Origin of the sequence: Acidovorax benzenivorans, assembly GCF_028680575.1 — a bacterium.
Lineage (GTDB): Bacteria > Pseudomonadota > Gammaproteobacteria > Burkholderiales > Burkholderiaceae_C > Acidovorax > Acidovorax benzenivorans.
Map to the genome: position 1 here is coordinate 120,600 of NZ_JAPCKI010000005.1, position 19,656 is coordinate 140,255.

At 60.5% G+C, this 19,656-nt stretch carries 14 protein-coding genes; 8 read left to right on the forward strand and 6 right to left on the reverse strand.

The annotated features are described in order from the left end of the window. Nucleotides 1-5 precede the first annotated feature (5 nt). Nucleotides 6-1,637: a rhodanese homology domain-containing protein gene (locus OIN59_RS10840; protein WP_274110134.1), complete on the forward strand. Its 1,632-nt coding sequence runs from the start codon at nucleotides 6-8 to the stop codon at nucleotides 1,635-1,637. 122 nt (nucleotides 1,638-1,759) lie between these two features. Here OIN59_RS10840 and OIN59_RS10845 read toward each other — a convergent pair whose 3' ends face one another. The 3 genes from OIN59_RS10845 to OIN59_RS10855 form a co-directional block, all read right to left on the reverse strand. After that, nucleotides 1,760-3,178 (reverse strand): LLM class flavin-dependent oxidoreductase, encoded by a 1,419-nt coding sequence (locus OIN59_RS10845; protein WP_274110136.1) that lies wholly within the window; start codon nucleotides 3,176-3,178, stop codon nucleotides 1,760-1,762. 371 nt (nucleotides 3,179-3,549) lie between these two features. Further along, nucleotides 3,550-4,482: a CysB family HTH-type transcriptional regulator gene (locus tag OIN59_RS10850; protein ID WP_274110138.1), complete on the reverse strand. Its 933-nt coding sequence runs from the start codon at nucleotides 4,480-4,482 to the stop codon at nucleotides 3,550-3,552. Nucleotides 4,483-5,025: 543 nt separating this feature from the next. Next, a complete protein-coding gene (locus tag OIN59_RS10855) occupies nucleotides 5,026-5,403 on the reverse strand; it encodes a hypothetical protein (protein ID WP_274110140.1) in 378 nt (125 codons plus the stop codon). A gap of 16 nt (nucleotides 5,404-5,419) precedes the next feature. Between OIN59_RS10855 and OIN59_RS10860 the strand changes: the two genes are divergently transcribed. The 5 genes from OIN59_RS10860 to OIN59_RS10880 all read left to right on the forward strand — a co-directional run bounded on the left by OIN59_RS10860 (nucleotide 5,420) and on the right by OIN59_RS10880 (nucleotide 15,748). After that, nucleotides 5,420-6,772 (forward strand): porin family protein, encoded by a 1,353-nt coding sequence (locus OIN59_RS10860; RefSeq protein ID WP_274110142.1) that lies wholly within the window; start codon nucleotides 5,420-5,422, stop codon nucleotides 6,770-6,772. A 59-nt stretch (nucleotides 6,773-6,831) separates the two neighbouring features. Beyond that, nucleotides 6,832-7,680 carry a FecR family protein gene (locus tag OIN59_RS10865; protein WP_274110144.1) on the forward strand — a complete coding sequence of 283 codons (849 nt, stop codon included), beginning with the start codon at nucleotides 6,832-6,834 and terminating at the stop codon, nucleotides 7,678-7,680. Nucleotides 7,681-7,788: 108 nt separating this feature from the next. Next, nucleotides 7,789-9,687 (forward strand): glycosyltransferase, encoded by a 1,899-nt coding sequence (locus OIN59_RS10870; protein WP_274110146.1) that lies wholly within the window; start codon nucleotides 7,789-7,791, stop codon nucleotides 9,685-9,687. Beyond that, on the forward strand, nucleotides 9,684-14,906 hold the full coding sequence (locus OIN59_RS10875; RefSeq protein ID WP_274110148.1) for a tetratricopeptide repeat protein: 5,223 nt from the start codon (nucleotides 9,684-9,686) through the stop codon (nucleotides 14,904-14,906). The genes OIN59_RS10870 and OIN59_RS10875 overlap by 4 nt, the downstream gene beginning before the upstream one ends. After that, nucleotides 14,903-15,748: a class I SAM-dependent methyltransferase gene (locus tag OIN59_RS10880; protein WP_274110150.1), complete on the forward strand. Its 846-nt coding sequence runs from the start codon at nucleotides 14,903-14,905 to the stop codon at nucleotides 15,746-15,748. The genes OIN59_RS10875 and OIN59_RS10880 overlap by 4 nt, the downstream gene beginning before the upstream one ends. Here the strand turns inward: OIN59_RS10880 and OIN59_RS10885 are convergent. The 3 genes from OIN59_RS10885 to OIN59_RS10895 all read right to left on the reverse strand — a co-directional run bounded on the left by OIN59_RS10885 (nucleotide 15,696) and on the right by OIN59_RS10895 (nucleotide 18,603). Beyond that, nucleotides 15,696-16,667, reverse strand: a complete 972-nt coding sequence (locus OIN59_RS10885) for a class I SAM-dependent methyltransferase (RefSeq protein WP_274110152.1) — start codon at nucleotides 16,665-16,667, stop codon at nucleotides 15,696-15,698. The genes OIN59_RS10880 and OIN59_RS10885 overlap by 53 nt on opposite strands. Nucleotides 16,668-16,835: 168 nt before the next feature. After that, nucleotides 16,836-17,510 carry a methyltransferase domain-containing protein gene (locus OIN59_RS10890; protein ID WP_274110154.1) on the reverse strand — a complete coding sequence of 225 codons (675 nt, stop codon included), beginning with the start codon at nucleotides 17,508-17,510 and terminating at the stop codon, nucleotides 16,836-16,838. Nucleotides 17,511-17,523: 13 nt separating this feature from the next. Beyond that, nucleotides 17,524-18,603, reverse strand: a complete 1,080-nt coding sequence (locus tag OIN59_RS10895) for a class I SAM-dependent methyltransferase (RefSeq protein ID WP_274110156.1) — start codon at nucleotides 18,601-18,603, stop codon at nucleotides 17,524-17,526. Between the two features lie 366 nt (nucleotides 18,604-18,969). Between OIN59_RS10895 and OIN59_RS10900 the strand changes: the two genes are divergently transcribed. Continuing rightward, the gene (locus tag OIN59_RS10900) at nucleotides 18,970-19,446 is read left to right on the forward strand and encodes a hypothetical protein (protein ID WP_274110158.1); all 477 of its coding nucleotides are present in this window, start codon (nucleotides 18,970-18,972) and stop codon (nucleotides 19,444-19,446) included. A 116-nt stretch (nucleotides 19,447-19,562) separates the two neighbouring features. Next, a complete protein-coding gene (locus OIN59_RS25350) occupies nucleotides 19,563-19,655 on the forward strand; it encodes an IS3 family transposase (protein WP_407655085.1) in 93 nt (30 codons plus the stop codon). Nucleotide 19,656: the final 1 nt, after the last annotated feature.

Consider the following 19,656-nt stretch of genomic DNA (forward strand, 5'->3'; position numbering starts at 1 on the left):
CATCCATGACCCAAGCACCATCACCCGAGTTGAGCCCCTTGCCGCAAAAAAGCTATGACGACGTACGCAACGCCCTGCTCGCCCAGCAGGAGATTGCGCTGATCGACGTGCGCGAAGAACATCCCTTTGCCCAGGCCCACCCGCTGTTTGCCGCCAACTTCCCCGCAGGCAAGCTGGAGATCGAGGTCTACGCCCGCATCCCCCGGCGCAGCACGGCCATCGTGGTGTATGACGATGGTGAAGGCCTTGCAGAACCGGCAGCACGCACCCTGCAGCGCCTGGGTTACACCGATGTGGCGCTGCTGGCCGGGGGCCTGCAAGGCTGGCGCGATGCCGGGGGCGAGGTCTTTATCGACGTGAACGTGCCCAGCAAATCGTTTGGCGAGCTGGTAGAGGCAGAGCGCCACACGCCCTCACTGCCTGCGCAAGAAGTGAAGGCCCTCATCGACCAGAAGGCCGACGTGGTGGTGCTGGACGCGCGCCGGTTTGACGAATACCAGACCATGAACATCCCCACCGGCGTGAGCGTGCCAGGGGCGGAGCTGGTGCTGCGCGCACGGGCACTGGCACCCCGGCCTGAGACGCAGATCATCGTCAACTGCGCAGGGCGCACACGCAGCATCATCGGCACGCAGTCGCTCATCAACGCAGGCCTTCCCAACCCCGTGGCGGCTTTGCGCAACGGCACCATTGGCTGGCTGCTGGCCGGGCAGGAGCTGGAGCGCGGCGCCGGCCGCCGCTTTGACACCCAGCCTGCGCACAACACACCCGAGCAGCGCGCCGCCGCAGCGCAAGGCGCCCGCAAGGTGGCCGACCGTGCCGGAGTGAAACGCGCCCGCACCGAGCACCTGCACGCCTTTGCCCTGCAGGCCGAGCGCACCACGTATTTGCTGGATGTGCGCACGCCCGAGGAGTTCGCCCGTGGCCGTGTTCCGGGTTTTCGCAACGCGCCCGGCGGGCAACTGGTGCAAGAGACTGACCACACCGCCCCCGTGCGCGGCGCCCGCCTGGTGGTGGTGGACGACGACGGCGTGCGCGCCAACATGAGCGCTTCGTGGCTGGCGCAGATGGGCTGGGATGTGTGGGTGCTGGACGGCCTGCAGACTGCGGACTTTCACGACACGCGCCCAGCCCCGCAGCCTGTGCCTGAGCTGCTGGAGCCCGCGCAGTGGATCACACCCGCCGACCTGGCAGCCCGCCTGCAGCGCGAGGCCCCGGGCCAGACCGTGGTGCTGGACATGACCACCAGCGCCAACTACACCCTGCGCCACATCTCTGGTGCGTGGTTTGTGCTGCGGTCGCAACTGGCGCAGGCGCTGCAAGCCATCCCCAAAGCGCCGCACTATGTGCTGACCTGCGGCAGCAGCCTGCTGGCCCGCTATGCGGCGGTGGATGTGGCCAGCATCACCGGTGCCACGGTGCAGGTGCTAGAGGGTGGCACCCTGGCCTGGATTGCCCAGGGCTTGCCGCTGGAACAAGGCGAAACCCGCCTGGCCTCGCCGCGCATCGACCGCTACCGCCGCCCCTACGAAGGCACGGACAGCCCACGTGAGGCGATGCAGGCGTATCTGGATTGGGAGTTTGGACTGGTGGAACAACTGGGGCGCGATGGCACGCACGGTTTTCGGGTGATCTGAACGATCGCCCGGATGGCCGGATACCCTGCACCGCCACGGCGTTGACAAGACAAAAGGCCCGGAGCTTTCACTCCGGGCCTTTTGTGTTTCAGCGGGGCTTGGGGACGCATGCCCCCTGTGCACTATGCAGCCACTGCTTCGGGCAAACGCTCTGCAACCTTGCCAGTCACCGTACCCGACTTCGCACGCGCAACGGTGTAACGGTTGGCAGGCACAGGCAAGCCCAGGTTGCCACGGAAGGTCGGGGCCGTGTACTCCTTGCGGTAGATGCCGCGCGCTTGCAGCACGGGTACCACCAGTTCGGCAAAGTCTTTGAGCGAAGTGTTGGGCAGGGCTTCAAAGAAGTTGAAGCCATCCGCCCCGCCCTGTTCAAACCAGCGCTGGATCTCGTCCGCCACCTGTTCTGCCGTGCCCACAAAGGTGCGCTTGGGGCGCGCGTGCCACAGGGCCACTTCGCGCAGCGTCAGGCCGTGGGCCTTGGCGTGCTGCTTGATCTTGTCGCTGGCACTTTGCTGGCTGTTGCGGCCCAGCTCGCCCAGGTCGGGGAAAGGCGCATCCAGCGGGTATTGGGAGAAGTCGTGGTCGTTGAACGGCCGTGCCAGTGCCGCGATGGCGTTCTCGATGGGCACGAGCGCCGCCAGCTCCTGGTACTTGCGCTCGGCCTCTTCTGCCGTGCGGCCCACGATGGGGCGAATGCCGGGCAGCAGGAACACCTTGGCCGGGTCGCGCCCCTCGGCGGCCACGCGGGCCTTCACATCGCGGTAGTAGGCCTGGGCTTCTTCCAGCGTGTCGGCATGGAAGAAGATGGCATCGGCGCGCTGCGCGGCAAAGCGCTTGCCGTCTTCGGATGCGCCGGCCTGAAAGATCACCGGCTGCCCCTGGCGCGAACGGCTGATGTTCAGCGGCCCTTCCACCGAAAAGAACTCGCCCTGGTGGTCCAGCCGGTGCAGCTTGGCGGGATCGAGGAACTGACCCGTGGCCTTGTCGCGCACCAGGGCGTCGTCCTCCCACGAATCCCACAGGCCCTGGACCACATCCAGGTGCTCTTGCGCCAGGCGGTAGCGCACATCGTGGTCGTAGTGCTCTTTGCGGCTGTAGTTGCGGGCGCTGCCGTCCAGCCACGAGGTGACCACGTTCCAGCCCGCACGGCCGCCGCTGATGTGGTCCAGCGATGCAAACTGGCGCGCCACCGTGAAGGGCTCGCTGTAGCTGGCCGTCACCGTGGCCACCAGGCCGATGTGCGAGGTGGCTCCAGCCAGGGCCGACAGGATGGTGAGCGGCTCAAACCGGTTGAGGTAGTGAGGGCTGGAGCGCTCGGTGATGTGCACGCTGTCGGCCACAAACAGAAAGTCAAACCGCGCCTTCTCGGCCACTTGCGCCTGCTCTTTGTAGAAGCCAAAGTTCACGCTGGCATCGACCACCGCGTTGGGGTGGCGCCAGTCGCCCCAGCCCGCCCCCACGCCATGAAGGACGAAACCAAAGACCAACTGGCGCGGGGTTGTGGGGTTGTCGACGGTGGATGGGAGATGGTGTTGGGTCATGGTGCGGACTGTTGCGAATAGAAGGTTGAAAGGTGGCGAATGGCGTCAGGTATGCAGTGCGAGGTTGAGCCTGCGGTCCCACAACGGTGCGACCTTGATCGGCGCTTTGCCCGCCAAGCGCCTCCTCTCCGGTCTGCTCAATCTGCAGGTCTTGCAATGCAGCCAAGTGGTTACTACCGTTTTCTCTCTTTTTCATGCGCATCCATCCCCTGCGTTTCTCCTTCAGATTGGGGCGCGTGGGCGGCGCCTTTGCTGTTCGTGCTAGGAGCTTAGGAGCGTGACCTCATGCGCAGAAGGAATCAAAACAGATATCCATATGACCCCCGTGCCTCCGCCGCGATGAACGCTCACCTGCGGATATCACCTCATTCCTAGGATGGCTGCTCGCGCACAGCGCGTTCCACGGCCTCGCGGGTGAGGGTGGGCGCAAAGGTTTCGATGAAGCTGTATGCGTATCCTCGTAGCCAGGTGCCCCTGCGTACGCCCAGGCGGGTGACGTTGACCTCGAACAAATGGCGTGCATCCAGCATGCGCAGGTGACGATCCCGCTCTGGATCCACCGCAATAGATGCAACTATGCCAACGCCCATTCCGAGTTCCACGTAGGTCTTTATTACGTCTGCGTCCATAGCTGAAAGAACTATGTCTGGACGCATACCCCGGCGCGCAAAGGCCTCGTCGATATGGGAGCGCCCCGTATACCCTAGTTCATAGGTAATGATCGGGTACTCCGCCAGTTGCTGCAGCGTCACCGGCTCGGTCAGGTCCAGCAATGGGTGACCAGGAGGCACCACGATGCTGTGTGTCCATCGATAGCACGGTAGCGTCACGAGCGCTTCGTAGTGCGACAGCGCTTCTGTAGCCACGCCGATATCTGCCTCGCCGCTGAGGAGCATCTCAGCGACCTGCTTCGGGGACCCCTGGTGCAAGTGCAGTGACACCTGAGGGAACATTGCGCGGAAGTCTCGCACCACATATGGCAACGCATAGCGCGCCTGTGAATGAGTGGCGGCAATTGCGAGTCGCCCTTCATGACTAGAGCTGTAGTCCAGCCCGGCACGTTTGAGGTTGTCGGCGTCCTGGAGCAGCCGCTCCACAATCGGTAGCACCACTTGGCCAGGGGGGGTAAGGCCGGTGAGTCGCTTGCCAGCACGTACAAAGATCTCGACACCCAACTCCTCCTCCAGCTCACGGATCTGTCGGCTTACGCCTGGCTGCGAGGTGTAAAGCAACGCCGCCACCTCTGTCAAATTGAAACCGCAGCGCATCGCCTCGCGGACGGATCGCAATTGTTGGAAGTTCATGCTCTTTCTTTTCTTTTTTCCGTACTGAGTTACTTGACTACGGGGACGACCTCGCGGTTGTGCGAATGAAGAGGGGCAAGCCTTGCGTCGGAATTCGCAAATAACTGGCACGAACTGCGTATTTCATTTGCATCGAGCCGCACACAACGTTCGCGGTAGTGACCAACTTTGGCCACCGAACTCCCGTAGTAGTGCGCAACTAGGCTGGTGATCACGTCGACTTTGCGGTCGCGGCGCGTGGAGGCCAAGTTTCAATTCCCCTCCCAGCGTCTCTGGCCCCGTATTCGTAAAGTAAGAACCAAAAGAAATGTAAGGTGCAATCTATATAAGAAGAAATGGTTAATAGCTATATGCTTTGACTTAGCTGTTTTGGCTATGTGCTTGTGCATTGCTGTGGGGGCGGGAGGCGAATCTGCAGCCCCTCGCTCGACCGCCTTCGTGGGCTATGTTGACGCGTGCGATGGGATGGTTTCTGGTGGTCGGTGGTGTGTTGGTGACCTGTGTCGTCACCTTCTCGACCTTGCGTTTGGTGTACACGGCAAATCACGCGATAGCGGTCGTGCTCAGCGACGTGGCGAGCAAAGGGGAGTCCGTGCGCATCGTGCCCGGCAAGCCCGTGGGCACGATGGAACCCATCGGATATGGATGCAGCGCCTGATCCGCGCCAGCACCTATCCCTGGGTGGGCGATGCCTCGGGTTGCCTGCGGCCGCTGTTTGCTGCCGGAAGTGTGCAGTTGTGTGTAGACAAGAATCCTCTGTGATCCTTGCGGCCCGTTTCCCAAGCCGCGTGGCTTGCACGCGCCCCCTCTGTGACGCGCGCTTCTAAAAACGTTGGAATCTGCAACCAGTTGTGTATATTCGAGCGGCAATTGCAAAAGAACTTGAACCGAGGAGCCCAAATTGAGGCATTTGTTGGACATAGGAACTCTCCGGCTGGTGCCTTGGACCCTCGCTGCGGTGGGCTCCTTGGCGTGCACGGCGGCATTTGCGCAAGCTCCCTCTAATGTGCCGCTCGATCGCCAGGTCGATGAAGCGTTCCGCCAGGTCATGGGGGCTCCTGGCGACATGGGGGTGGGCATGCGCTACGCGCAATTGCTTGTGCAGGCGGGCAACTACGAGGGCGGCATTGCAGCGATGGAGCGCCTGTTGCTGGATCCGGCAGCACCGGCCTCGATTCGTCTGGAATTGGCCGCTCTGTACTACCGCCTGGGTTCCTACAGCATGTCAGAGAGTTTGTTGCGCCAGGCGCTGGACGACAGTCGGCTGGCGGGTGAACAACGGGCCTTTGCAGAGAACTTGCTGCGTGATGTGACCAAGCGTGGCCAGGTGTCGCAACTGGACGGCTTGGTGGTGCTAGGAGCACGGGCCCAAACCAATCCTGCGGGGCGTACCAGCCAGGGTACGGTGTTGGCTGGTGGGGTGCCGGTTGCGGTCGCGGACGCCTTCAAGCCCAAGTCCGATACCGACCTGCAACTGATGCTGCGTCTGGACCACCGCTACGACCTGGGCACCCAGAATGAAGCGACCGTGGTGAGCTCCCTGGTGGCACAGGTGATTGACTTCAGTTCGTCCTCGGGGAGCCAGCTGCGGGTCAATCAGGCTCAGCCCTACAACCTTGCCCTGGCAGAAGTCACCAGCGGTATCCGGTTCAAACCGTCGCCAGCCAACATGCAGGGTTTGGCGCTGCGTCCTCATCTGATCCTGGGGGCACTCAGTGCGCAGGGGCATCGGTACCTGAGCAATCACGGGTTGGGGCTCGATGCCGAGTACCGTATCGACGAACGCACGCTGGTGGATGGCGGTTATGAGTACCGGGACTACAGCTATGCCAGCCGCATTGATGTGCCGGATGCGAAGGCCCTTGGAGGGCCAGACAATCTGCTGCGTGTGCGCCTGAGCCGGGAACTCGGCCCCGGGCGCGTGCTGACGGGTGAACTGCGCGGCAGGTTTCACCGCACGGACAGGGCCTACTACGACCATGACGGCTATGAAATGAGGCTGGCCTACTCGGCTAGTTATGCGAACCCGCTGACCCAGAGCGGCGGTTATTGGACAACAACCGTCTGGGGCGGCGTGCAGCGGCGCAGCTATGGCGCGACTGACCCTGCCGTGGACCCCGCCACGTCGCGCAGGGACACGGAGTGGCGCATTGGCATCGGCAATGTCATCCCGCTGGCCGACTCTTGGTCGCTGCTGCTGCAACTGGAGCACATGAAGACCAGCGCCAATTTGCCCAACTACCGCAACCGGAACTCTTCCCTTTACGGAGCGGTGGCTTATCGCTTTTGAGCCATGCGCTGTAGTTTTCCCGCTTTCATGAACCGAACAGAATCTTCTAGGAGCCCGAAATGAGCCCGCCAATTTCCAAGGACTGGTGGATTGCAGCCGCCTTGACCAGCGCCGCATTGCCCGCAGCCGTGGCGCAGACTCCGGTTGACACGCAGGCGCGTGCTGGCGTCGTCTCTGCGGTGACGCCCAATGCGCCCGTGACCAGCAACCAGAAGATACTGATGGTGGGCAACGATGTGGAGCCTGGCCAGCGGCTGAGCACGGGCCCCAATGGTCAATTGCACGTTCTTTTCCTGGACCAGTCCGCGATCACGCTGGGCCCGGATTCCGAACTGGTGATCGAGACTTTCCAGTTTGACCCCGCCACCCGTCAGGGCCAGATCCAGCTGGGCCTGGCCAAGGGGCTGTTGCGCGTGGTCGGGGGGCAGATCAGCAAGACCCATGCGACGACGATCACGACCCCTCACGGCCGGGTAGAGATCTCGGGAGGCATTACGATGGTCGAGACAAACGGACAGAACACAAGCGGTACGTTTTTGTTTGGTCAGGGAATGACGGCGACCGACACAAATGGCAACACCCAAACTGTCACCCGCGCCGGCTTTGGGACTAGTTTCGGTAATAACCAGTCCCCCAGTTCCCCACAGCGGATTCCGGTGAATCAGCTCAATAGCCAATTAAACCGATTGGAGTCGACGGCGAACAACAATTCTGGCAATCAGCAGCCTGGTGGCGCCCCTGCTGGTCAGTTGATGAGCACGGGGAATGCTCCTGGCGGGACCAGCAATCCAGGCGGCACCCTTGCCAATGATCGACTGAAGAATGTTGTGGACACGAATACGGGCAGTATCCCTTCCAATACTCTGAGAAATATTTTGACTGGGGGTCTGGTCCCAAACCAGTCTTAGGTTTTAGGTGGCTTTGGCCACCGTGATTGCTGTTGTCAGCCGCCGGGGCCTGTGGTTGCCGTCAAAGGCCACGGTCGTCATTTCTGCCTCCCATAAAGTCAGGGGACCATGCGCGTCCTGTTTGTTTCCAACTATCCCCATTTGCCGGACATCACAGGAGGGCTGCAGACTGCAACGCACGACCTCTGCCTCGCCATCAAGGCCTTGGGTGCGGAGGCGGCGGTGTTGTGTGGTCGGCTCGCAGGTGCTCCGTCTTCCCCTTCAGCCAGCGGGGACGACAGCCTGGGCTATCTCGTCCTTCGCGCCGATGAACCCGAGGCAGCACTGCCCATGGCGGCCGCTGCATGGGGTGCCGACTGCATTGTTGTGCAAAGCGGCACGACCTTGGCGCCCATGCTTTTGGCGAGTCTCTCGACCGGACGGCCGACGGCTGTGTATCTGCACAACGTAGAGACCCACCAGTTGGCGGGCAATCTGGCGCCCGACCCGTCGCTGCTGTATCTGGCCAACTCCGACTTCACTGCGCAGCGCTGGCGTGCTCTGTATGGCATCGACTGCGCTGTGGTGCCGCCACTGTTGGCGCCCGAGAGATATCTCGCTCCCCACACGGGGGACAAGGTGCTGTATGTCAATCCGACGCCCATCAAAGGTGTCGAGATCATGTTCGCGCTGGCTGAAGCATGTCCTGAGATCCCGTTCCTGGTGATGGAAAGCTGGGGTCTGGAGCCGAACTGGCGCCAATACTGCCTGAACAGGGCTGCCCGGCTGGGCAACATCGAATGGCATGGTCCGACCCGTGACATGCGAGAAGCCTTTGCCCGCTCGCGCTTGCTGCTCATGCCGTCGGTGTGGGAGGAGTCGTTTGGCCGCACGGCGGTGGAAGCCCAGATCAACGCGTTGCCTGTGCTGGCCAGCAACCGAGGCGCGCTGCCCGAGGTGGTCGGTGAGGGCGGTTTGGTACTACCGCCCGAGGCACCTACCGAGGTGTGGGTGCAGGCACTTAGGCGGCTTTACGATCCGGTGGCCAGTGCTGTCCAGCGGGAGAGCGCGCAAGCCAAGGCACTGACCCATGCAGCATCGACCCCGCTCATCGTGGGCCAGCTCCTTAGCCTGTTGGCGCTGCACGCCAGTCGCATGGCAGACGGAGCGACCCATCCAACGCGCTTCAACGAACCCGCACCAGACTACGCCGCCGAGTATGCGGGCTCTGATGCGCTGGCGTCCGTGGATATCGCAATGCTGCGCGAAGTGCAGCCGCGTGCCCCAGGTTTGGAGGACTGCTTCTTCTATCACTCCTACGATCTCGATGACGGCAATGAAATCATTGGTGCATGGGACTTGCGCCCAGATCCTTATGACTATCTGGGGCAAGTGTGCTTCACCGGACGGTCTGTGCTGGAGATCGGCCCTGCGAGTGGCTATCTGTCTTTTTACATGGAGGCGGCAGGTGCCCAAGTCACTTGTCTGGAGCCTCCGATGTCCCACCTCTGGGACATCGTGCCGTTCGAGAAATTTGACACGCAAGGTTGGCGCAGCGAATTTTCGAGCAAGATTGAGGGCGTAAGAAACTCGTTTTGGTTTGTGCATCGCCGAAACGCTTCTCGGGTAAGGATGTTGGAGGGCGATCCCTACAACCTGCCAGACGCGGTTGGTCCCTTCGACATCGGAGTGCTTGCGTCTGTGCTTCTGCATTGCAGGCGCCCGTTTGATATGTTGCAGAGTGTTGCCGCCCGTACCCTGCAGACCATGGTGGTCACGGAACTGCACAATCCGTCCATGGGCAATGAGCCGCTGTGCATGTTGATGCCGCATGTCGGCGTCGCGCAGGTGGATACCTGGTGGCAGTTCACGCCCCAGTTCTTTGTGTCTGCGCTGGGTTTGTTGGGTTTTACGGAGTGCAAAGTGATCTATCACACGCAAAAGCAGCCTGCGGAAGACCGGGAAGTCTCCTTGTTCACAGTCGTTGGTGAAAGACCTGCGGGCGCTCCTGCAGGTGAACAGGGGTGAGTGGCGATCTGACGGCACTGGCGCCTGACCCCGTCAGCCGGGCTTGGCAAGCATTTGGGCAAGGCGACAAGCCGATCGCACTGGCACTGGCCAGGCAAGCCTTTGATGCTCACCCCTCTGTGCATGCCGCTGCAGCGCTCGGTTTTTTTTTGTTGGATGCTGGCCAATGGAATGCGGCCCGCGATGTGTTGCAGTCTGCGTTGCAGCAGAGCCCGACGTATGCGCCTTTGCATTGGTATGTGGGCCTTCTGCATCAACGAAAGGGTGAGCCCCGTTGGGCTGCAGAGGCGTTGCGCCGGGCCTGTCTTTTGGATGGCAGTCTGGACGAGGCCGCCTTCTCCCTGGCCTGGGTGCTTCACGATCGTGGAGAGCTGAGCGAGGCCTTGGCGTGGGCGCAGAAGGCGTTGCTGGCGGCCCGTCAGCCGCAGCGGCTTCTCCAGACGGGTTGGCTGGAGCAGCGGCTGGGCAATTTTTTGGATGCGGTGCAGTTGTATGAGGAGGCTATTGCTGCCTTTTCGGAAGATGCTCCAGAACAGAGCAGGCTCCATGTCCACCTCGCCCAGAGTCAGGTCGCGTTGGCCCAGAGAGATCTGGCCTTGCGGACGCTTCACCAAGGCTTGGATAGGCGACCCTATGACCCCGGGTTGACAGCGGAACTCGCGAACCTTTGCTGGGAGCAGGGACAGCGCCCGCAGGCAATCGCTTTGGCGAAAGCCTGGGTCGACGCCTTTCCAGATCAGCCAGATGCTTGGCACCTGCTCGGAAAGCTCCACCACCTCGCTGGCGATTTAGCCGAGGCAGACCGTTGCTACAACGAGGTCCAGCAGCGTGACGTGACGAATGTGGACGCACTATTGCGTCGCGCGCAGATCCAGTCTATCGAGGCCAACGGTGAGGCCTCACTTTGGCTTGTCGAACAGGTGCTTTGCCAGCGGCCGGCGCTGCAGGTAGCGCAGCTGGCCCAGGCACTGAAAGCGCAAGTGCTGCTGGACCTGAAGCGAACACGAGAGGCTCGCAGACATATCCTTGGTTTGCTTCGCGCTGAGCCGAGACAAAGCGACCTCTGGCGGCTCTTGTCTGTCGCCCATCGTCAAGAGGGGCGCCATCTGCCAGCGCGAAGGGCTCTTGCGCGGGCTCTGCGGCTGGACGACAGCTGCGTGGAAGCCCTTCGCATGCTGGGCTGGATGGCACTTGAGCAGCAGGAGTTGCAAACCGCGCGTGAGACCGTGCGGCGCTTGTTGGCGCTAGTTCCCGGCGATGTCATGGCCAAGGTCCAGGCAGCTTTCGTTCTTGCAGCAGTCGGTGATCTGGCTGACGCCAGTGCTTTTGTGCAGGAGGCTGTGGCGCAAGCCCCTGAAAATGCAGAGGTGTGGCGTGCACTTGCCGACGTGCGTTTTCGGCAACGTCGATTGAGCGAAGCCGAAAGCGCGATTGAAATGGCGTTGACGCTGGAGCCAGACCGCCTAGACAGCCTGAGGCAGCTCGGGTGGATCCAAATCTCAGACAACCGCTTCGGCCAGGCGCAGTTGGCATTTTTGCGTGCACGTTCTTTGGCGCCGGAAGACCCGGTGTCTTTGCTGGAGCTGGCGGAAGTTTGGCTAAGGGCCGGAGAGTTCATTCGCAGCCTTGATGTGATTGAGGAACTGCTGCGCCAGCAACCGGGCCATCCAGCAGGTCTCCTTAAAAAAGCAAGGGGCCTGGCCGAGGGCGGACATCGCTGGCCCAGGGGGCGAGAGGGTGCACTGAGTATTTGCCGTCGGCTCTTGAGTGCGCGCCAGTGTGTTGGTGAGACGGCGGCTTTGCTGGTGCGCCTCGTGGGCCTGGAAACCGCTGGCGCGCGTGACGCCTTGAGCCTGCTTGCGCCGGGGGAGTGCCAGGCCGCCATGCGTGACGGGGTTGCGGATGCCGTTGTGCGCCACGGGCATGGCTATCTGCAGCGCCTTGTTGCCGTGGCCGCAGACCGGTTTCCCTTGGACCCATGGATCGCCACAGCGGGCCTGTACAGCGCGTCTTTGTCCGAGGAGAGCACGACGGCAAGCCTCGCGTTGGCAGCGCGTGATTGGTACAGGGCACTCAAGCTTCGGGTTGGCCTGAACAGCAGGATTCGCGCCGTTGGTTCTCGTGCCCGCAAAGGTGCACGCGTGCGGATCGCCTACATCGCAGGGCAATTGCATCAGAGCCTATTGCGCCGCGTGTTGGCCGGGCACGATCCGGAGGAGACAGAGGTCTTTGTCTTCACCAATCATGCACTCCCGCCTTTGCCTCGACATGTTCATCAGGAGGCTTTGATTCTTGAGAACCTGGCCCACTCCTGCATGGCCAACCGCGTTGATGTGGTCATTGATGCCGGAGGCCTGCATCCGTTTGAGGGCCAACTGGGCTTGTTGGAGTTGTATGCCCGTCGCCTTGCGCCCTTGCAGGTGGGATGGCTCGGCGCCTGGGGCACTGCCGGAGGTCTGTTTGATGTTTTGCTGACGGATGTGCATGCGGCACCCGTGGGGCAGGACGCCTGCTATGAAGAGGCGTTGTGGCGCATCGACGGCGGTCAATGGAGCTGGGACCCGCCAGCACATGCCCTTGACGTCACGCCCCTTCCCGCATCGCACCAAGGGTTCGTCACCTTTGGGGTTACGGCGCGCGGTCTGCGCTTGACTCCTTCGACCCTGGATGCCTGGGCCGCGGTGCTCTTGGCCATGCCACGGGCGCAGATTCATTTCATTGGCGAGACGTTCCATGACCGACCGCAGCGCGATTCCATTCTTGCGACCTTCCGGGCAAAAGGCGTAGGTGAATCACGTGTGGTGTTCGAGCCGTCCCGAAGTTATGAGGGCCTTTTGGCTTGGTTGCAGCAGATCGACGTTGTGCTGGACAGCTTTCCCGGCAATGGAGGCCTGAGCCTGCTCGACCCCTTGTGGATGGGGGTGCCGGTCGTCAGCCGGAAAGGGCACTGGCCTGGTGCGCGCCAGGCTTTGTCTGTGCTAGCAGCGCTAGAGTTGAACGAGTGGGTGGCTGACAGCAGCAGCGCGTTTGTGGCGACGGCAGTAGCTCTTGCCTCGGACCTTCAGGCGCTTGCCAACTATCGCAAGACCTTGCGCTCACGCATGATGAACTCGCCATTGGTGGATGGTCGGCGCATAGCGCGGCAAATCGAACATGCCTGTTGGGGCTTTCTGGAGCAGCTGGATGAAACTGTGGCTTGCGCTGATTCAAAGGCGCATGTCCGGTCCTGGTCCCAGCGATCACTCCGGGCGTGGCTAGACAAAGAAGATGCAATCATTGATTTGCCCGAGGTTCCAGAGGGCTCTGCGCCAGATATCTCAGTCGTTGTAGTTCTGTACAACCAGGCAGGGCTGACTCGAAAAACCCTGCAAGCACTCGCAGACCAGCAGGGGGCGACCTTCGAAACCATCATTGTTGACAACGCGTCCAGCGATGAAACAGCTACTTTACTCAAGCGCGTGCGCGGTGCCCATGTCATCTCGAATGAAGGGAACCGGGGGTTCTTGCTGGCTGCCAACCAGGCGGCAGTCGTGGCTGAAGGGCGCCACCTGGTGTTTCTCAACAGTGATGCAATTTTGCAACGGGGCGCTTTGGCGGCAGCCTGTGCCCGATTGGATGCGGAGCCCTCCATCGGCGCAGTAGGGGGCCGCATTGTGCTTACCAGCGGCGGGCTTCAGGAAGCGGGGAACAGGATATTTCGTGACGGATCCACGCTCGGGATTGGCCGCGAGGAAGATCCGTTTTGCCCAGCGGCCATGGCCAGTCGCTCCACCGACTATGTGTCGGGCGTTTTCTTGGCTGTACCCCGCATGCTCTGGCGCATGCTTGGGGGATTTGATGAATGCTTCACACCCGCGTACTACGAGGATACTGACTTCTGTCTGCGGGTCTGGAAGGCGGGGTTTAGGGTGGTGTATGAGCCAGCAGTGCTGGTGGAGCATCTCGAGTGGGGAAGTGCATTGGGTGAGGAGGCTCCTCGCCAGATGCGTGATAACCAGAAGCGCTTCTTGTCCCTCCATCAGGAGTGGCTTGGAGATCAGCCGTCGGCTTTTGCCCAGTCACTGGATGGCGACCGGTGGGCATCACCGCAAGACCTCCCTCGTCGTCCGCGCATCCTCATCATCGACAACGAAGTTCCTCACATGGTCAAGGGTGGGGGATTGCCACGTGCCAGGCTGATGCTGCAGTCGCTGAAAGACTGGCCGGTGACTTTTTTCCCGTTGTGGCAGGCCGAAGACGATTGGCGCGATGTCTATGCATCGTTACCCTCCAGTGTGGAGGTCATGTTGGGGTACGGCATGGGTCGCCTGGAGGTCTTTCTGGAGCAACGTCGTGGGGTGTACGACGTATTGGTGGTGAGTCGTCCGCCCAATCTCCAGTCGCTGCTGCCGTTGCGCCGGCGCCGCCCCGATCTTTTCACTGGCATGAGACTGGTCTACGACGCAGAGGCCTTGTTTGCTTTGCGAGAAATTGCTGAAGCTGCGGTCAAGGGAAGGCCGCTGTCGCGCGCGCGGGCAAACGCAAGACTCACCAAAGAGATAGAGCTTGCCAGAGGAGCCAGCCAGGTACTGGTTGTTTCGGAGCGCGACGCCCGTTGCTTCAGCGCCGCTGGCCATCGTGTTGTCACGCTCAGCCACGCCATCGCGGCGCGGCGGTCGGCCCCTGGCCTGCATGGACGCAGTGGACTGCTTTTTGTCGGGGCCTTGCATCCAGACACTCCGAACGAAGATGGCCTGATCTGGTTCATTGAGAGGGTCATGCCCCGGTTGCGGGCTATGCTGCCCGAGCCACCGGTGTTGACTGTGGTGGGCATCAATCGGTCCGACCGGGTGAGCGAAATGGCCTGTGCGGATGTGCACTTGTTGGGGCCTGTACCAGCGTTAGAGCCGTTGTATGACAGTGCGCGCGTGTTTGTTGCTCCGGTGCGATTTGCCGGAGGAGTTCCTGCCAAGGTGATCGAGGCTGCGGCCCAGGGAGTACCCGTGGTTGCATCTGCAGTTCTGGCGCGACAACTGGGTTGGAACCAGGGGATAGATATCCAGTCAGCGCGCAATGAGGAGATGTTCGCGCTCGGTATTGCCCGCCTGCTGCGGGATGACGAGTTGTGGATCCGTCAGCAGGTCGCGGCATGGGACCAATGCTGCGCCCGATATGACCCAGAGCGCTTCAGTCGCGTGCTTCGGAACGTCATGAGTGAGATACCACCGGAACCTCTATGAGTAACCGCCATCCACTTGAATTCAAGGCGTTGCGGCAGAGCACTCGCTTGGTTTCACAAGGGGCGTTCCTCGCTGCACAGGAGTGCCTGTGGGATGCGCTGGTCCAAGAGCCCAACTTGCCCGGCGTGCACGTTGCGCTTGCAAAGTTACGCTGGCCCGGACCTGACTATCGGTTCTGGCTCAGTTGGTTCCATACGCATCTGGTCCCCAGGATTTATCTCGAGATCGGTGTGGAGAAGGGCGATTCTCTGGCCCAGGCTTTGCCTGCAACGCGAGTGATCGGTGTGGACCCTGCCCCCATCGGAGACCCGCTCCGCCGTTGTAGGGGCCCTGGACGCATGTATCGTCAAATCAGCTCGGATTTTTTCAAAAATGTGCCGGTGGACAGTGGGCTGGAGTCCGGGGGGTTCGATCTTGCGTTCATTGATGGCGACCACCGTTTTGAAGCTGTCCTCGAAGATTTCGTTGCAGCGGAAAGGCATGCTGCTCCTGGCTCGGTCCTGCTGCTGCACGACACCCTGCCGTTGAACTCCGCGACCGCGGCGCGCGAGCACCGCACGGGCTTCTACACTGCTGACGGATGGAAAATTGTGCCTTGCTTGCGGAGTTTGCGGCCCGATCTGCATATCGTGACGCTCCCCACTGCGCCGACCGGTTTGACTGTGGTGACAGGGCTTGATCCGTCAAGCAGGATATTGGGCGGCCGGTCGGTCTCGATTCGCCATGCGTACTCGAACTTGTCTGCAGATTATGCTTTGGCTGCGCCTCGCGGCCTGTTTGCAATAGGGGTCAATGATCCCCAGTGGATGACGTGCTGGCTGCAGTCGGCACGCGGGCAATGACGCAGGCGAGATCCCGCTGCAGTCGTCCTGCCCGAAACAGATCATCTTCGGCCTGTAGCAGGCTGTGGAGATAGGCCTCCGAAGCTTTGTCTTTGAAGTTCTGTGCGATGTCTGCCAATACCACGCGCAGAAGCGCTCCTCCGTAAGGCCGGTGCTCGTGAATATCGAAGTGGCGGTCTAGCAGCGGCAGGATGTCGCAAGACCTTATGGCTTCACTGGGGTCCACTTCAACGACTTCTTTCACGGAGGGGCGCCAGAGATTGCCTTTGATTCGGTCATCCATCGTTTTTCGCAGCCGTTCTGGGAGGATGTCCAGGAGTTGGTTCATGAGCCGCACCTGGCTATTCGGATACTGGAAGCGATCTGGTCCTACGTATTCGTCCAGAAACAACCAGCCTGACGGAGCCAGCAGCTTGAGGATGCTCGCGTATAGGTGCTCTAAGTCGGCGCAGTGATGTACGCACGAGACACCCAGAACGACGTCAAAGCTCCCCAGCTCAAAGCCTGGATGCCCCACGGGCAGGCAATTCATATCGGCCTGGACATACTTTATGGATGCGCCAGCTGCGGCGGCATTCGCCCGTGCGACTTCGAGTACCTTGGCCGAAAGGTCTGTGGCCAGGATTTCGCGTGCCCAGCCGTACTTGGCGATCTGGCGCTCAACGTGACCCTGCCCGCACCCCAAGACCAGTGCCCTGCCGACGGGAATGGGGTGTTGGGTTTGCACCACCGAGAAAAACCACTCGAGTGGCGTAACGCAAGGGTCGCCAGAGATCTGCGCATGCATGTAGTCGCTGACCATGGGAAGATGCATCCACTGCAAACCGTTCGCAACCCAGGTTGCGGGATCGCCCCAGACAGAATCCAGGTGCTCCGCCAATTGGTGGTCGATATCCCGCGAAGTATGACGATGTGGCATGGGTAGATGTACCTGCGCGAGAGGTTCCGAATGGATGCATCAACAGATGTGTGGCGACGTTTTTAAGAGACACACGTCACTTTTCTGCCGGAGATTCTTTGAGGCAAAGATGCCGCTGTGCTTGCTGAGCACGGGGAGCGATCCTGTGGCTGTTTAGCTTTGGACAATTCATTCCACCGGCTTCGAATGACCTGTGAGTCGCCGGAGCTTGTCCCCGTCCTCAGATGCAGCTTGATGGCAGAGAATGTCGGGGTTTCCATAGATGCGAGCATTCATGAGGGGCCCCGCACCGTCAATCATGCGTGAGGTGTGGCGTTGTGCGTGTTCCGCGTCCCTGACGAATACGGCAATGAAATCGTTCCAGATGTCCAAGCGTTGATAAGTCGTGAATGATTCAAGCAGAGCAGGGCTGTAGCCCGACCTGCGAGCCCAACGTACAAGGGCTTCCCCTGCGTCGGGGTAGAACCTCCAACAATCCACTGGGTATCGGTGATATTCACCGTTGGACGGTGCGTTCAGGTAGAACAGACCTTCCGGTTTAAGGACTCGCAAGACTTCATTGAACATCAGCCAGAACATCTCGATGTGTTCGAAGCACGAACTGCTCACCACCACGTCTGCGACGCGATCCGCAAAAGGGAGTCTATAGGGGTCTTTAAGCACCAGATCAACACCTGGACCCTGCAGAAAGTCCAGTCCCAGATATCGGGATCCTGGTGGCGCCAGTTGTCGGAGCGATCCATTGATGTCCTGGGAGCCGATGTCGAATATGAGCGCTTCTGAAGCCGACTTCAGGTAGGTGGAGAAAAACAGCTCACCATTGCGCATTGCGCTCGGATGCATGGATAAGCTCCGCTCAATATTCGGCACGCCGCCTGAGCAGTACGAGGTCCTGATTGCCTGCCATGCCCTCGACAATGTCCAGCACGTCAAACCATCGGGACCATCGAGTCATGATGTAGTCTGGCGAATGAATCACGTTGCGGTAATAGGAGGTGTCGTCAACAACGGCCTGCAACTGACTGTTGGGCCCTACATCGAGGAACCCTTTGCGGTGCGCCTCAAGTTGCATTTGCGACGGAGTTCCGTATAGCGCGATCTGGGGAAGGCCCTGCACAGAAAGCAAAAGCAATGCTTCTGGATGCGTGATTCGACGCAACTCTTCAAGCCAAGCGTCTTGTACTGGTTCATCCAAGTGAGTCAGTACAGAGAGTCCAATGACCAGGTCGAAGGCTTCTGATTGCAATGATGTTGGGGGCATCAGATCAACCTGTTGAAAACGAGCGCCTGGCAGCTTCTTGGTGCAACTGGCGATGTTGTCTGCGTCTATATCGATACCGGTTACGGCTGGGGACAAGAGTGACAAATAGCGGCTCAGTCTGCCAGCACCACAGCCCCAGTCCAGAATAGATTTGAAAGACCTCAGTGGACGACCAAATCGCTCGAGTAGCAACTGTTCAAATCGTTTGACTATGGTGGCTCCGCCCAGCAGGAAAGCCTGGATGTTGCCAGACCCTATCACTCGCTCTATCTGGGCGGGGGAAGGGACTGCTTGCTCAAGTGCTGGATCTCCGACATACCACGCGGTACGGTAGGAAAGCCGATGTTCGCCAAACTGGCCTGTGACGTTGAGGCGGGCAAAACCATCTGGAAACAGGTTCTTGCCATCAGTGCGACGGTGTCTGCACCGAAAGCGCGACGCAGAAGCGCCAGGTATTTCAGAAAAAGGAACGAGCAAGTCGGTTGAAGTCACTGGCCATTCGACTTGGTCGAAATCCACACCATTGATAAGAAAGCGCTGCAGGTCCTGCCCGTCCCAGACCGATAGTGCCCAACCGGCAACAGTAATTTCGTCTTCAGTGACAACAACGCTGTCTGGCATCCAGCGCAAGTACCTGGCGGCTGCCAACTGGATGTCTGCTTGGTAGATGTTCATAACCTATTTTCGTCCACTCCGTTGTGCAATGCCGTTGCTTCTATATTTCGATACGGAGCCAGATATCCATCCGTTCCAATCGGTGTTCAAGTCCCGCCGCACCTGGATGGCTTTGGCAGGGCTGCTGCATACAATCTTAAGGCTGCCGCTGCTGCAGGTTCTTGTCCGGCGATGTCCACCTACCGCCTTTGCCAAAGTTCTATGGGAGTTGTGTTGCACCCGCCTGCTTTTGTCTCATCTGTTGGCGCCGACCGGAAACTGAGCCAGTTTTGTAGGTAGTGCCGAAGTAAAAGTGAGCCAGGTGTTCAACCTACCCTGCTGTTTATTTAAGCAGCGGGGTTCGAGGAGTGATCACCATGGACATGCATGGACATGATTGGCAGGATCCGACGGCTGCACGTGAGGGACAAGCTGTCGGTTCCCGAGGAGAAGGTTCGCACGTGGGTGAGCCACTACCGCCTGCACGGCATCGACGGTTTGCGCCCCAAGCGCAGCGCGTACGGTGCGCAGTTCAAGTTGCAGGTGCTGGCTCATCAGGATCGCGAACAGCTTTCCAGTCGTCAGGTCGCGGCGCTCTATGACATCCGCAATCCCAACCAGATCGTGGTCTGGCGACGCAATCTCGATCAAAGCCGCCTGCAGGCGTGCGAGACCAGGAATGAAGAACAGCCCAAGATGAAGCCAGAACGACGCTCTGCCGCACCGTCGAGCACGGTCGTTGCCGATGCGGAGAAAGCCCTGCGGGAAGAGAACGACCGACTGCGCGCGGAGGTCGCGTACCTAAAAAAATTGCAGGCCTTGATCCGATCGAAGAGGTCAGCTGCGCCGACAAAGCGCGTCTGATTGCCGGGTTGAGGCAACACCATAAATTGGCGGATCTGTTGCAGGTAGCAGGCTTGGCGCGCAGCACGTTCCACTACCAGTGCCAGGCGGCCCAGTGTGCCGACCAGCAAAGCGCCATGGAAGCCAGAATTCGCACTGTCTATGACGAGCACAAGGGTCGCTACGGATACCGGCGGATCACGGCAGCGCTGTGCAATTCAATGGCATAAC